The sequence below is a fragment of the Aquabacter cavernae genome (genome assembly GCF_003993795.1).
Lineage (GTDB): Bacteria > Pseudomonadota > Alphaproteobacteria > Rhizobiales > Xanthobacteraceae > Aquabacter > Aquabacter cavernae.
In genome coordinates this window covers 892,665-906,938 of record NZ_RWKV01000008.1, presented here as the reverse complement: position 1 = coordinate 906,938, position 14,274 = coordinate 892,665, and the positions used below count along the sequence as shown (strand labels likewise).

Genomic DNA, 14,274 nt, shown 5'->3' with positions numbered 1-14,274 from the left:
TTGGCCCTGCCACAAGATACGGGCAGCGGCGAAGCATCTCCCACGGCGCGTGGTCCGCTCGCCATCGTGGCGGGCGGCGGCGCCTTTCCGGCCGCCGTGGCCGAGGCGGTCCGCGCCCAGGGCCGCGATGTGGTGATGCTGCTGATCCAGGGCTTCGCCGATCCCGCTTTGGAGCGTTATCCCCATTCCTGGTTCCGCCTGGGATCGCTGGGCTCCGTCTCCGCGCGGGCCAAGGCGCTGGGCGTGAAGGACATCGTCATGGTGGGCACGCTGACGCGCCCGCGCGTGCGTGATCTCGGCATGGACTGGACCATGCTGCGCCTTCTGCCGCGCATCGCCCGCCTGTTCCGGGGCGGCGACAATCATCTTCTTTCCGGCGTCCTCGGCCTTGTGGCGGAGCAGGGGTTCCGCCTTGTGGGCGCCCATGAGGTCGCGCCCGCTCTGCTTCTCCCGCAAGGGCGTCTCGGCGCTGTCATGCCCCGCCCCCAGGATGAGCAGGATGTGGCGCTCGGGCTCCAGGTGGTGCGCACGCTCGGGCCATTCGATGTAGGGCAGGGGGTGGTCGTGGTGGACGGCTTCGTGGCCGCCGTGGAAGCGGCGGAGGGCACGGACGCGGTGCTGATGCGCTACGGCCAGATGCGCGAGAGCGGCCGCCTGCGCTTCGCAGCGGGCAAGGGCGTTCTCGTGAAGGCCCCGAAGCCCCAGCAGGACCGGCGCGTGGATCTTCCCTCCCTCGGCCCCGCCACGGTGATCGGCGCCGCCAAGGCGGGTCTTGCCGGCATCGCCTTCGAGGCGGGCGGCGTCATCGTTCCCGACTGCGCCGAACTGGTGCGGATCGCCGATGAGCTGGGCCTGTTCGTGCTCGGTGCGCCGGCCGAGGCGCACCCGTGACCGGCATCGGCCGTCCGCTGGACGTGTTCATCGTCGCGGGAGAAGAATCGGGCGATCAATTGGGCGGCGCCCTCATGGAGGGATTGCTGCGCCTCGCCCCGTCCGGCGCGCGCTTCACCGGCGTGGGCGGACGCCGCATGGCGGCATCGGGGCTTGAGAGCCTCTATTCCATGGACGACGTGACCGCCATCGGCTTCGCCCAGGTGATCGGCAAGCTGCCGTTGATCCTGCGGCGGCTGTCGGAAACGGTGGAGGCCGTCATCGCCGCGCGGCCGGACGTGCTCATTCTGGTGGATGCGCCGGACTTCACCCATCGGGTGGCCGCGCGGGTGCGCCGCCGCCTGCCGGACCTGCCCATCGTCAAATATGTCTCGCCCACCGTCTGGGCGTGGCGTCCGGGGCGGGCCAAGGCCATGCGCCCCCATATCGACCGGCTGCTGGCGCTGCTGCCCTTCGAGCCGGACGTGCATGCGCGCCTCGGCGGGCCGCAGACGCTCTATGTGGGACATCCCCTGCTGGAGCGGCTGGATGTGCTGCGCCCGTCCGCCACCGAGCGGGCGCGCCGCGCGGCGCGGCCCTATCGTATTCTCGTTCTGCCCGGAAGCCGTCGCTCGGAGATCGAGCGGCTGGCCGATGTGTTCGGGGAGGCGCTGGGCCTCGTGGCGGCAGGTCGGGATGCGGAATTCGTCCTCCCCACCTTGCCCCACCGGCTGGAGCAGGTGGAGGCCGCGGTGCGCCGCTGGCCCGTGCGCCCCCGCATCGTGGTGAGCGATGATGAAAAGTACGCCGCCTTCCGCACGGCGCGGGCGGCGCTCGCGGCGTCCGGAACGGTGACGCTAGAACTGGCCCTTGCGGGCGTGCCCACGGTCGCTGCCTATAAGGTGGCGGGATGGGAGGCGCTGATCGCGCCCTACGTGCTCACCATTCCCAGCGTGCTCCTGCCCAATCTGGTGCTGGGCGAGAATGCCATGACGGAATTCCTCCAGCACGATTGCACGGCGCCAAAGCTCGCCTCCGCGCTCGATTCCATCCTCATCGACAGCCCCGAGCGCCGCGCCCAGCTCACCGCCTTCGAGCGGCTGGACGGCATTTTCGGCATCGACGGCGAGCCCCCGAGCCTACGCGCCGCGTCCGCCGTTCTGGACCTGCTCGCCCGCTGATCTTGGGGTGAGTGGCACACCGGCGGCGAATCCAATCTGGACCCGGCCAACCGTCATGCCTGGGTTTGGTGTGGGCATCCACGGCACGCCGTTGAGTGCCACCCGGCGGAGTGCCGTGGGTGGCCGGGACGCCCGGCCATGACGTGCGTCGCGGGTTTGCGGCAGTCCTGACTGTCGATCGGGCCTGGAGCGTTTCATCTCCTGATCGAAGGGCAGGGCACTCCGTCCCTCCCTCTCCCTTCACGGCGATGCAGCGATGTTCGGCGGCTCATGCCCCAGCCGTTCGCGCCCCTCTCTCCTCGTGGGAGAGGGTGCCGAGCAAAGCGAGGCGGGTGAGGGGGCGGTGCCGCTCGGAGGAAGCAGTCCGAGGTTCGGGCGGGGCGGAAAGGCCCCCTTACTCCAACCCTCTCGCGCGAGGGGTGAGGGGGCAAGGCGCGATTGCAGCGGGGGGCATCCACGCTTCGCCGAAAGAGAAAGGGCGCCAGCCTGTTCGGCGGACGCCCTTCCTGTCATCTGTCGCGTGACCGTTTCAGCCGGAGCCTTTCAGCTCAAGCTCTTCAGCTCACTTGCGCTTCGCCATGTCCACATAATCGCGGCGGGTGGCGCCGGTGTAGAGCTGGCGGGGACGGCCGATGCGCTGGCCCGGATCCTCGATCATTTCCTTCCACTGGCCGATCCAACCCACGGTGCGGGCCAGGGCGAACAGCACCGTGAACATGGCGGTGGGGAAGCCCATCGCCTTCAGGGTGATGCCGGAATAGAAGTCGATGTTCGGATAGAGCTTCTTCTCGATGAAGTAGTCATCGTGAAGCGCCACGCGCTCCAGCTCCACGGCCACGTCCAGCAGCGGATCGTCCTTGATGCCCAGCTCGCTGAGCACTTCGTGGCAGGTCTGCTGCATGATCTTCGCGCGCGGGTCGTAATTCTTGTAGACCCGGTGGCCGAAGCCCATGAGACGGAACGGATCGTTCTTGTCCTTGGCGCGGTTCACGAATTCCGGGATCCGCTCGGGATGGCCGATCTCGCTGAGCATTTTGAGGGCCGCCTCGTTGGCGCCGCCATGGGCGGGGCCCCAGAGGCAGGCAATGCCGGCCGCGATACAGGCGAAGGGATTCGCGCCCGAGGAGCCCGCCAGGCGCACCGTGGAGGTGGAGGCGTTCTGCTCATGGTCCGCATGGAGGATGAAGATCTTGTCCAGCGCCTTGGAGAGCGTGGGGGAGACCTTGTACTCCTCGCACGGCACGGCGAAGCACATGTTGAGGAAGTTCGACGAATAGTCGAGGTCGTTCTTCGGATAAACGAAGGGCTGGCCGATGTGATACTTATAGGCCATCGCCGCCAGGGTCGGCATCTTCGCGATCATGCGGATCGAGGCGATGAGCCGCTGCTGCGGGTCCGAGATATCCGTGGAGTCGTGATAGAAGGCCGACAGGGCGCCGACGCAGGCCACCATGATGGCCATGGGATGCGCATCGCGGCGGAAGCCGGTGAAGAACCGGTTCATCTGGTCGTGAACCATCGTGTGACGGGTCACGGAAAGGTCGAAATCGGCCTTCTGGGCGGCGGTGGGAAGCTCGCCATAGAGCAGGAGATAGCAGGTCTCCAGGAAGTCGCCGTTCTCGGCGAGCTGCTCGATGGGATAGCCGCGATAGAGCAGGACGCCCTCGTCACCGTCGATATAGGTGATCTGGCTTTCGCACGAGGCCGTGGACGTGAAACCGGGGTCGTAGGTGAACATCCCCGTCTGGCCGTAGAGCTTGGAGATGTCCATCACGTCGGGGCCGATGGTGCCTTGACGGACGGGAAGGTCCCAACTCTTGTCCCCCACGGTCAGCTTCGCGGATGCGGTGTTCGGGGTGGCGTCCATGAGGTCTCCCATCATACGGCTGAGTGATACCGTTATCGCAGGTGCGAAAGGTTCGGAGGGAGTCCTAAACCGTCCCCAATTTTGCCGCAAGCGTGACCATGCGCGAGTTGGCGGCAGGCCGCCGCAAACCGGCTCGTTTGATGCCGTCCGGACAAAAAGAAAGGCCCGGCGCGAGCCGGGCCTTTCGTCTGATGGGATGCGCTGCGGGGTCAGTCGGCCACGGCGGGCGGGGTGCTCGGACGCAGCTTCTTGACCGACGCGGCGACCCGGCCCTTGGCGGCCCGCCACACGGCGAAGTCGTTCAGCGGCGAGGATTCCGCAAACCCGATGACGGCCGCCGCCAGGAAGGGCAGGCTCTGGATGGCCAGCGCCAGGGCGTAGAGGTCCACCTCGCGCACCGTGTGCCAGTTGGTGAGGTGCAGCGTCAGCGCGCCGATCATGAGCAGCGAGCCGATGATGGCCTCGGGCAGGGCCGGGAAGGAGCGCGCGGCGCCCGCCAGCCAGTTATTGCCCTTGGCGGTGCGGGCGAAGGCGAGGTCCTTGTAGCGGAACCCGTCCAGCACTGCCTTGGCCACGGTGAACTGCACCGCCATGGCCGCCACCGCCGCGCCGGCCATGCGCATGGGGGTCGTGGCGACCCGCATGCGGTAGAGCGCGGTGAAGTGGAGCACATAGACCAGGAAGGTCATGACGATGGGTGCGGTCAGCACATAAGCGGGCACCGAGATGCCGAACGCGATGACGAAGGGCACGAAGGCCAGCGACAGGACGGCCGCGACCGCCCCCACCGATTCCGCGCCGAGCCAGGTCACCCAGCCGAGCACGAAGTTGCGGCGCTGGGTGGCCGTGAGGCGCGAATTGCCGGGCAGGAACCGCCGCCAATGCTTGGCGATGATCTGGAAGCCGCCATAGGCCCAGCGGTGACGCTGCTTCTTGAAGGCCTCGAACGTGTCGGGCAGCAGGCCCCAGCCGTAGCGGCGGCGGGTGTAATGGGTCTTCCAGCCGTTCTCGGCGATGGACAGGCCGAGATCGGTGTCCTCGCAGATGGTGTCGGAGGACCAGGAGCCCGCCTCCATCATGGCCGCGCGGCGGATCAGGCACATGGTGCCGTGCACCACGATGGCGTCGTCCTCGTTGCGCTGGACCATGCCGATGTCGAAGAAGCCGGCATATTCGGCGTTCATCGCTTCGTGCATGGGCGAGAGATGGCCGTCGCGGTGATCCTGCGGAGCCTGGACGAGGCCGACGGTGGGATCCTCGAACACCGGCACGAGGTCCTTCAGCCAGTCGGCATGGACCACATAGTCGGCGTCGATCACGCCGATGATCTCGGCGTCGGGGGCGGTGTGCTCCAGAGCGATGCGCAGGGCGCCCGCCTTGAAGCCGGACATCTTCTCGATGTTCAGGAACTTGAAGCGCTCGCCCAGGGCTTCGCAATGGGCGCGCACGGGCTCCACCATGGCCGGGTCGGGCGTGTTGTTGAGCACGACCACGCATTCCAGGTTCGGCCATTCCAGGCGCGCCACGGCGTCCAGGGTCTGCTTCAGCATCTCCGGCGGCTCACGATAGGCCGGGATATGGATGGACACCTTGGGGAAGCGGGTGGGGGTGGTGCGGGGGCGCAGCTCCACGAGGCGCTCCGGCGCGCGGCCGAACAGGATCGCGGTGAGTTCCTCGAAGCGATAGAGCACCACGAGAACCAGCGGGCCCAGCAGCGCGAGGGAGAGGACCAGCGTCACGTAATTGCCGCCGGTGACGTAATGGCTTGCCCAATGGTCCATGACCAGCGCCACCCAGGCGCCCACGGCGCAGGCGGCGGCGCCGAGCGCTGCGGTCTGGGAGGCGGTGATGCGGCGCATGCCGAGCATGGGCAGGCAGAAGGCGAAGCCCAGCAGCACGGCGAGCATGGCGGTGCGGCCGAAGCTGCGCTGCTCAAGCGGGCCGGTGAGGGAGAATTTCAGCTGGCGGTCCGCGTCGAACACGCCCCAATACTGGCCGACCGAGCCTTCGAAGCTCTTCCACGGGGCGTCGAACGCCTCGATGATGTTGTAGTCGATGCCAAGAGCCGCGGCGCGCGAGGTGAAGGTGCGGATGACATTGGCCTGGGCGATCTCGCCGGGCACGGCCGCGTCGCGATTATAGCCGGAGCTGGGCCAACCGAACTCCGCGATCACGATGCGCTTGCCGGGATAGGCGGCGCGCAGGCGGTTATAGATGTCGATGGAGCGGTCCACCACGTTCTCGGCGGTGACGCCTTCCCAGTAGGGCAGGATATGCGCGGCGATATAGTCCACCGCCGAGACCAGCTCGGGGTGGTCCAGCCATACGTTCCAGATTTCGCCGGTGGTGACCGGCACGTTGGTCTGGCGCTTCACGCTGCGGATCAGCTCGGCCATCTCGGCCGCCGACTTCTCGCCGCGGAAGATGGTCTCGTTGCCGACCACGAGGGATTCGACGTTGGAATTGTGCTTGGCGAGGCCGACCGCGTTCTGGAGTTCCAGCTTGTTGCGCGTCTCGTCCTTGTCGATCCAGGCGCCCACCGACACCTTCAGGCCGCGCTCGGCGGCGATGCCCGGGATCAGTTCCAGGCCCATGGTGGAGGAGTAGGTCCGGATCGCGCGGGTATAGTTCGCCACCGCGTCCACGTCGGAGCGGATCTGCGCCGCCGTCACATCGGGACCCTTGTCCGGATGACGGACGTCCCGGCTGTAAGGCGCGAAAGACAGGCTGGCGAAACGCTCCGTCACCGCAGGCGCATGGCCTTCGGGGCGCAGGGAATACCAGATTGCCGCGTGAAAACCGGTCACAACAGCAATGACGGCTGCAGCAGCAGCAAGGCCGGGACGCATGGCGGGACCCAATCGAAAGGGAATACGAACCGTCAACTCAAGCGTCTGGCAACGGTTCCAGCCGGACGCCACGGAGCACCCTTTCGACCTGCCCCACCGGTCGGCACCGCCGAATTTACGCGGCGGTGCATCGAGACACTAAACCTCTCAAATAAAGAGGTAAATGGGGACTGTGGCAGCCGTTCGGCGGGCGAGCGGCAATGCCATGATCTAATTATTGCGCAGGTGCAGCAACATAGTCGGGATTAACCCAACATTGCTGAACACGCCCGGTGAGGCGCTCTTGCGTTTTCGGGTCGATGTTGCCCTGGCGCACCAGGCAGCGGAAGGCCAGCTTCAGGTGCTCGGTGGGGCAGCCGAACTTCTCGTAGAGGTCGAGATGGCGGCGGGCGGTATCGATGTCGTCGCGCCATAGAAGGGTCGCGATCCGCCGGCCGGTCCACACGCATTCCGGCAGGCCCGCCGTTCCCGGCAGAAGGCGCGCCGCCTCGGCGAATTCCTCGACGGAGCGCTTCTGGGCCTCGCGGGCCGCCTGCTGCTCCGGGGTCAGTTGCTGTTCCGGCTGCGCCGGCTTCTGGTCGGGAGAGGACGATTGGGCAGCGACGGGGGCGGCGAACGCAAGGAGTACGGCGCCCGCGAGCAGAGCGATACGAAAACGGTCCATGACGGCCATGAAGTTCGAGGCTGATGAGCGGAAGGCATTCCGCGGCGACACGTTAGAAGAAGGCGCGCAATTTGTCAGCATGACGACGCGCTGTTCCGCCTTGCCTTGGCCCACCCTTCACAGTCCCGTCGAGACGCTTTATGTCGCAAGGTGACCCGGCGTTCGGGTCAGAGAGATGTCATGCCGCTTTCCGATCGTCCTTCCGGCGCCGTTTCCTCCCTCACACTGCCCGTGGGCCTGCTGGCGCTGGTGCTGCTGGCGGTCGTCGGCTCCTGGGCCTGGATCGGCAAGGCGGTGCCCATGCCGCCCTCTCCGCTGGCGGCGGGCGAGAAGCTGCCCTGCGTCTCCTATGCGCCGTTCCGCGAGGGCCAGTCGCCCCTGAATGGCGGCACCCATATTTCCGAGGCGCAGATCGACGAGGACATGGCGCAGCTGGCCAAGATCACCCAGTGCGTGCGCACCTATTCGGTGGAACTGGGCCTCGACAAGGTGGCCCCGCTCGCCAAGAAGCACGGCCTGAAGGTGTTCCAGGGCATCTGGCTGTCCGGTGACCAGGCGAAGAACCGTAAGGAGATCGACGCGGGAATCGCCCTGGCGCAGCAATATCCCGACACCATCGCCGCCCTGGTGGTGGGCAATGAGGTGATGCTGCGCGGCGAATTGTCGGCCACCGACATCGGCAAGATCCTGCGCGAGGTGCGCTCGCGGGCGGGCGGCGTGCCGGTGACCTATGCGGATGTGTGGGAGTTCTGGGAGCGCGCCAAGGCGCTCGCGGACGATGTGGACTTCGTCACCGTCCATATCCTGCCCTATTGGGAGGACTTCCCCGTTCCCGCCAAGGATGCGGGCGCCCATATCGACCGCATCCGCCAGCATGTGGCGGACCAGTTTCCCGGTAAGGAGATCCTGATCGGCGAGACCGGCTGGCCCAGCGCCGGCCGCATGCGCGAAGGCGCGCTGCCCTCGCCGGTGGATCAGGCCCTGGTGCTGCATGACGTGCTGAAGCTCGCCAAGGAGAAGGGCTACCGGGTCAATGTGATCGAGGCGTACGACCAGTCCTGGAAGCGGCGCAGCGAAGGCACGGTGGGCGGCCATTGGGGGCTGATCGACAGCGCGAACCGCGCCGAGAAGTTCGAGTGGGGCAAGCCGGTGAGCGATTATCCCCGCTGGCCGGCCCAGGCCGCCGCGGGCGCGGCTCTGGCCATCGGCACGTTCGCCTTCGCCTTCTACGGGGCGTTCCGGGCGCGGCGATTCGAGGGAGCGAACACCACCGCCGTGCAATGGCTGGGCGTCGCCGCCATCGCCCTGGCGGGCGGCACGACCATCGGCTCCACCCTGTCCACGCTGCCGCTGGAGAGCCTGGGCTGGGTGGGCTGGACGCGCAACGGCGCGCAACTGGCACTCTCCATTGCCACAACGCTCCTGTGCGCGGGCTTCGTGACGCGCGGCACGCCGCTGCGGGCCTTTGCCGTTGGGCTGGATTTCGCCAATGTCCGCGCCTGCACCGGCAAGGTGCGCACCTTGTCCCTGCTCCTGGTGCTGGGTGTCCTGGCTGTGGGCGAAGTGGCGTTCGAGCTGATTTTCGATCCGCGCTACAAGGATTTCCCCGTGGATCCCCTGACCCCCATCGCGGTGGGCCTGCTGGTGGTGGCGCTGGTGCGCCGTCCCGACGGGAGCGATGCGGGGATGGCCGAGCGCATCTCCTTCTGGGGCTTGCTGCTGGCGGGTGTCTATATCCCGCTCAACGAGACCCTGGCCAACTGGCAGGCCGCCTGGTTCGGCGTCATCTGCCTGGTCATGGCCTTCACGCTGTCGCGCGTCCTGGGCGCGCGAGCGAGAGGATGAGCAGCATCGCCGCCACCGCTCCGGCCATATTGTTGTAGAGGACGAGGCTGATCCCGGCGAAGGCCAGCCCCACCGCGAGGGCCGGCACGCTGGGGCGCACGAACTGCAGCGCCGACGCCGCAAGGGCGATGGCGCCGAACACCGACCAGCCGAACAGGTTGATGACCACGGAGCGCATCTGGCACTGGAAGGTCTTCAACCCGGCATCGCAGGCAAGGCCCACCACCGAAGGCTCGATCACCAGATAGCGCACATAGAGCGCCCAGCCGGTGGCGGCCATGGTGCAGAAGATCAGCCAGTTCATGGCCTTCGGGCCGGGGGTGAAGGTGGTGGTGGGCATGCCAGTTCCTGTCGCCGCGCGGATCACCGATCCGGACCATCGGGAGTTCACAGAAATCCGTGGCCGATGCAAGTGCGCGCGAAGCGTGCTTTCGGTTTCTCTGCGCGCGAGGCGTGTTGGGGCGCGCACCGGTCTTGGTGCATTCGTAACCTAACGCAGGCATTGTCTGGCGCGCGGATTTGTTCCAATCCGTTCCCGCTTTAAAAGAAGCGGATCGGCGCGGATGAGGGATGGGCGATGAGCGGGCGCAGTCTTTTGGTGATCGTGCTGGCGGCGGGCGAAGGCACCCGCATGAAGTCGCGCCTGCCCAAGGTGCTGCACAAGGTGGCGGGCTTCTCCATGGTGCGCCATGTGCTCGCCGCCGCCAATGCGGCCGGTGCCACGCGCCTCGCGGTGGTGGTGGGGCCGGGCCGGGAGGACGTGGCCGCCGAGGCGCGGGCCGTGGCGCCCGGCGCCGAGGTTTGCGTGCAGACCGAGCGTTTGGGCACCGCCCATGCGGTGCTCGCCGCCCGTGCAGCCCTGGCGCAGCCGGCGGACGACGTGCTGGTGCTCTATGCCGACACGCCCCTGGTGCGCCCCGAGACGCTGCTGGCGCTGCGCGCGCCCCTGGCGGCGGGCGCGGCCGTGGCGGCCCTGGGCTTCCAGGCCGAAGACCCTACGGGATACGGTCGTCTCATCATGGAAGGGGACGAATTGGTCGCCATCCGCGAGGAGAAGGAGGCGACCCCTACCGAGAAGACGATCGATTTCTGCAATGCGGGCCTGATGGCCCTGTCCGGCGCCCACGCCCTCGCTTTGCTGGACGCGGTGCGCAACGAGAATTCCAAGGGCGAATATTATCTCACCGACGTGGTGGAGATCGCCCGTGACCAGGGGCTCGCCACGGCGGCGGCGCAGGCCTCGGTGGAAGAGGTGGCTGGCGTCAACAGCCGCGTGCAGCTTGCGGAGGCGGAGGCGATCCTCCAGCGGCGGCTGCGCGTTGCGGCCATGGAGGGTGGCGTGACCCTGGTGGCGCCGGAAACCGTGTTCTTCTCCGCCGACACCAAGCTCGGCCGGGACGTGGTGGTGGAACCCCATGTGGTGTTCGGCCCCGGCGTGAGCGTGGCGGATGACGTGGTCATCCATGCCTTCTGCCATTTGGAGGGCGCCACGCTGGAAAGCGGCGTCTCCATCGGCCCCTATGCCCGCCTGCGGCCCGGTACGCGGCTGGAGCGCGATGTGCGGATCGGCAATTTCGTGGAGACCAAGGCCTCGCATCTGGAGCGGGGGGTGAAGGTCAACCACCTCTCTTATGTGGGCGATGCCCATGTGGGGGAGGGTAGCAATCTGGGTGCGGGTACCATTACTTGCAACTATGACGGTTATTCCAAATTCAAGACGCAGATCGGCGCCAACGTGTTCGTGGGCGTGCATTCGGCGCTGGTGGCGCCGGTCACCATCGGCGCGGGGGCCTATGTGGGAACGGGGTCCGTCATCACCGATGACGTGCCCGCCGATTCGCTGGCCATCGCCCGCGGGCGTCAGGTGACCAAGGACGGCCGGGGCGCGGACCTGCGGGCGCGCCTCGCGGCGGCCAAGGCCGCGCAGACGGACAAAGGCAAGGTTTGAGCGGGCGGCCCGCGCCGTCCGCTGTCAAAAAACGTCAGATGAAGTGAGGCGCCGCCACGCGCGGCGCCATGCTAGACAAGCTCGGGTCACTCGGGAGCGGCTTTTCATGTGCGGTATCGTGGGGATCTTGGGCAAGGAAGCGGTGGCGGACGGCCTCGTGGAGGCGCTGCGGCGGCTGGAATATCGCGGATATGATTCCGCCGGCGTCGCCACTCTCGAAGAGGGCCATCTGGCCATCTGCCGGGCCGAGGGCAAGCTGAAGAATCTGACCCACAAGCTGTTCCGCCATCCCCTGGCGGGCCATAGCGGCATCGGGCACACCCGTTGGGCCACCCATGGCAAGCCTTCCGAGCGCAATGCCCATCCCCACATCACCAAGCGCGTGGCGGTGGTCCATAACGGCATCATCGAGAATTTCCGCGAGCTGAAGAGCGAACTGGAAGGGGAGGGCATCACCTTCCGCAGCGACACCGACACTGAGGTGGTCGCCCAGCTTGTGGACCGCGAGATGGTGCGCGGCGCGGCGCCCGAGGCGGCGGTGGCCGCCGTCCTGCCGCGCCTGAAGGGCGCGTTCGCGCTAGCCTTCCTGTTCGACGGGCAGACCGACCTGCTCATCGCCGCCCGCAAGGGCTCGCCGCTGGCCATCGGCTTCGGCGACGGCGAAATGTTCCTCGGCTCCGACGCCATCGCGCTCGGTCCGTTTACGGACGTGATCTGCTATCTGGAGGAAGGTGACTGGGCCGTCCTCACCCGCGCGGGCGCGCTGATCCGCGACGAAAGCGGGCAGGTGGTGTCCCGTCCCTCCCAGAAGGTGGCCGCCGGCTCGCTGCTGGTGGACAAGGGCAACCATCGCCACTTCATGGCGAAGGAAATCTACGAGCAGCCCGAGGTCATCGGCCACACGTTCGGCCATTACCTGAACCTCGACACGGAAACCGTGAACCTGCCGGAGCTGCCCTTCGACCTCGCCGAGGTGGAGCACATCTCCATCACCGCCTGCGGCACGGCGCTCTATGCGGGCGCGGTGGCGGAATATTGGTTCGAGCGGTTCGGCCGCCTGCCGGTTTCCACCGACATCGCCTCCGAGTTCCGCTATCGCGAGACGCCGCTGACCGGCAAGGGCGTGACCATCGTCATTTCCCAGTCCGGCGAGACGGCCGATACGCTGGCTTCGCTGCGCTATGCCAAGGAGCACGGCCAGAAGACCATCGCCGTGGTCAACGTGCCCACCTCCACCATCGCCCGCGAGGCGGATGCGGTGCTGCCCACCCTGGCGGGGCCGGAAATCGGCGTGGCCTCCACCAAGGCCTTCACCTGCCAGCTTGCCACCCTCGCCTGCCTCTCCGTGGCGCTGGGCCGGGCGCGGGGCCATCTGTCCGAGGAAGACGAGCACCGCCTCGTGCGGGCCATGATGGAAGTGCCCCGCCTGATGACCGAGGCGCTGAAGCTCAGCCCGGAGATCGAGCTGCTCTCGCGCACCCTCGCGAAGGCGCGCGACGTGCTTTATCTCGGCCGCGGCACCAATTATCCGCTGGCCATGGAAGGCGCGCTGAAGCTCAAGGAAATCTCCTATATCCATGCCGAGGGCTATGCCGGCGGCGAGCTGAAGCACGGCCCCATCGCACTCATCGACGAGACCATGCCCGTGGTGGTCATCGCGCCCCATGACCGCATCTTCGAGAAGACCGTCTCCAACATGGAGGAGGTGGCCGCGCGCGGCGGGCGGATCATCCTGCTCACCGACCCGAAGGGCGCGGCCGCGGCCAGCGTGGATGCGGTGCAGAAGCTGATCCTGCCGGAAATGCCGGCCACGGTGGCGCCGATGGTCTATTCCATCCCGGTCCAGCTCATCGCCTATCACACGGCGGTTCTCATGGGCACGGACGTGGACCAGCCGCGCAACCTCGCCAAGTCCGTCACCGTCGAGTGACGCGCGCGGGCGGCGGCCGAGACCGCCGCCCGATGCAGTCCTATTTCTGCAGCACGCTGCCGCCGAGGGCGTCCACCGTCCCCTGATAGATGGCATCCACCCCGCGCTGGTTCGGGTGCCAGTCGCCCGGGATGATGTAGGCGGAGCGATCGGCCCACACCTTGCGCAAGGCGGGATCCTGGGCGAGGTCGTAGAAGGCGATGCCGTTCGTGGCGAAAAAGTCCTTGGCACCGCGCAGGAAGTTCATGGTCGGCTCGCGGTCGCCGCTGGGGTCGGCATAGTCCACCCAGCCCGTATAGATCACCGCGAGCTGCGCCCCGCAGGCGGCCGTGGCGCTTTTGAGGCGCAGGAACAGCGCTTCGCCCTTGCCCACGGCGGCCTTCAGATTGTCCGTGGACGAGATGTCCAGATGGGGAAACTCCCGCCCGGAAATGTCGCGCTGGGGCTGGTGCAGGTAGAATTGCGCCTTCACGAGCGCCAGCAGGTGGGAGTGCTCCGAGACGAAATTGTAGAAGGGCAGGTCGTTCAGCCGCTTCTTCAGCGGATCGATGCCCACCACTTCCGATTTCAGCGTGCCGTCCTGGTAGCTGTAGAGCCCGCTCTTATAGGCACGGCCGATATCGTCCGTGTTCAGGAAGACGAGGATCAGGCGCGGCTTGATGGAGGCGCAATAGCTCTCCACGTAGCGCACATAGTCCGCCGTGCCCCAGCCCGCCGCCGCGCCGTTGATGAACTGGTCGTTCGGGAACCCGGCCTGCAGCTTGTCCACATAGGTGGAGCCGGTGGGCGTTAGCCAGCCGAAGGTGAAGGAATCGCCCAGCACCAGCACGCGCGGCTTGCCCGCCGAATCCGGCACGGGGTGCGCCAGGAGCCGATTGTGCAGCGGGCCGAAATTGTAGGTGACGGAAACGTCGCCGAATTGGTGCAGCGTCTCGCCGGACGCCTTGTTCATGAGCAGGCCGCTCTCGTCCTGCACGCGGCTCGATCCGGTGAGCTTCTGGGGCATGATCAGCCGGACGGCGAATTCCGCGAAGACCAGAGCCGCCAGCATCGCCAGCACGAACACCAGCACGTTGCCGCCGAATGTCAGCAGACGCTTGGGCATGGACGCTTCCTCTTC

At 67.2% G+C, this 14,274-nt stretch carries 10 protein-coding genes; 5 read left to right on the top strand and 5 right to left on the bottom strand.

What is annotated here, in order from left to right; genetic code table 11:
- On the top strand, positions 1–891 hold the full coding sequence (locus EJJ38_RS08905) for an LpxI family protein (RefSeq protein ID WP_127089717.1): 891 nt from the start codon (positions 1–3) through the stop codon (positions 889–891).
- On the top strand, positions 888–2,051 hold the full coding sequence (gene lpxB, locus EJJ38_RS08900; RefSeq protein ID WP_127089716.1) for a lipid-A-disaccharide synthase: 1,164 nt from the start codon (positions 888–890) through the stop codon (positions 2,049–2,051). Before EJJ38_RS08905 ends, lpxB begins: the two co-directional genes overlap by 4 nt.
- 562 nt (positions 2,052–2,613) lie before the next feature.
- Here the strand turns inward: lpxB and gltA are convergent.
- From gltA to EJJ38_RS08885, 3 genes are all read right to left on the bottom strand, one after another.
- Complete coding sequence (gene gltA, locus EJJ38_RS08895) at positions 2,614–3,918, bottom strand: citrate synthase (protein ID WP_127089715.1); 1,305 nt, start codon at positions 3,916–3,918, stop codon at positions 2,614–2,616.
- Between the two features lie 209 nt (positions 3,919–4,127).
- The gene (locus EJJ38_RS08890) at positions 4,128–6,767 is read right to left on the bottom strand and encodes a glycosyltransferase (RefSeq protein WP_205666129.1); all 2,640 of its coding nucleotides are present in this window, start codon (positions 6,765–6,767) and stop codon (positions 4,128–4,130) included.
- A 214-nt stretch (positions 6,768–6,981) separates the two neighbouring features.
- Positions 6,982–7,545, bottom strand: a complete 564-nt coding sequence (locus tag EJJ38_RS08885) for a hypothetical protein (protein ID WP_245454161.1) — start codon at positions 7,543–7,545, stop codon at positions 6,982–6,984.
- Between the two features lie 66 nt (positions 7,546–7,611).
- Here EJJ38_RS08885 and EJJ38_RS08880 point away from each other — a divergent pair, with 66 nt between their 5' ends.
- Entirely contained in the window at positions 7,612–9,276 is a 1,665-nt protein-coding gene (locus tag EJJ38_RS08880) for a glycoside hydrolase family 17 protein (protein WP_127089714.1), read from the top strand.
- Here EJJ38_RS08880 and EJJ38_RS08875 read toward each other — a convergent pair.
- Positions 9,236–9,616 carry a hypothetical protein gene (locus EJJ38_RS08875; RefSeq protein WP_127089713.1) on the bottom strand — a complete coding sequence of 127 codons (381 nt, stop codon included), beginning with the start codon at positions 9,614–9,616 and terminating at the stop codon, positions 9,236–9,238. The genes EJJ38_RS08880 and EJJ38_RS08875 overlap by 41 nt on opposite strands.
- A 237-nt stretch (positions 9,617–9,853) precedes the next feature.
- On the opposite strand from EJJ38_RS08875, the gene glmU reads away from it, so the two are divergent.
- Both glmU and glmS read left to right on the top strand, forming a co-directional pair.
- On the top strand, positions 9,854–11,224 hold the full coding sequence (glmU, locus tag EJJ38_RS08870) for a bifunctional UDP-N-acetylglucosamine diphosphorylase/glucosamine-1-phosphate N-acetyltransferase GlmU (protein WP_127089712.1): 1,371 nt from the start codon (positions 9,854–9,856) through the stop codon (positions 11,222–11,224).
- Positions 11,225–11,330: 106 nt separating this feature from the next.
- Positions 11,331–13,154 carry a glutamine--fructose-6-phosphate transaminase (isomerizing) gene (glmS, locus tag EJJ38_RS08865; RefSeq protein WP_127089711.1) on the top strand — a complete coding sequence of 608 codons (1,824 nt, stop codon included), beginning with the start codon at positions 11,331–11,333 and terminating at the stop codon, positions 13,152–13,154.
- Positions 13,155–13,194: 40 nt separating this feature from the next.
- Here the strand turns inward: glmS and EJJ38_RS08860 are convergent, their stop codons facing one another.
- A complete protein-coding gene (locus EJJ38_RS08860; protein ID WP_127089710.1) occupies positions 13,195–14,259 on the bottom strand; it encodes an SGNH/GDSL hydrolase family protein in 1,065 nt (354 codons plus the stop codon).
- Positions 14,260–14,274 lie beyond the last annotated feature (15 nt).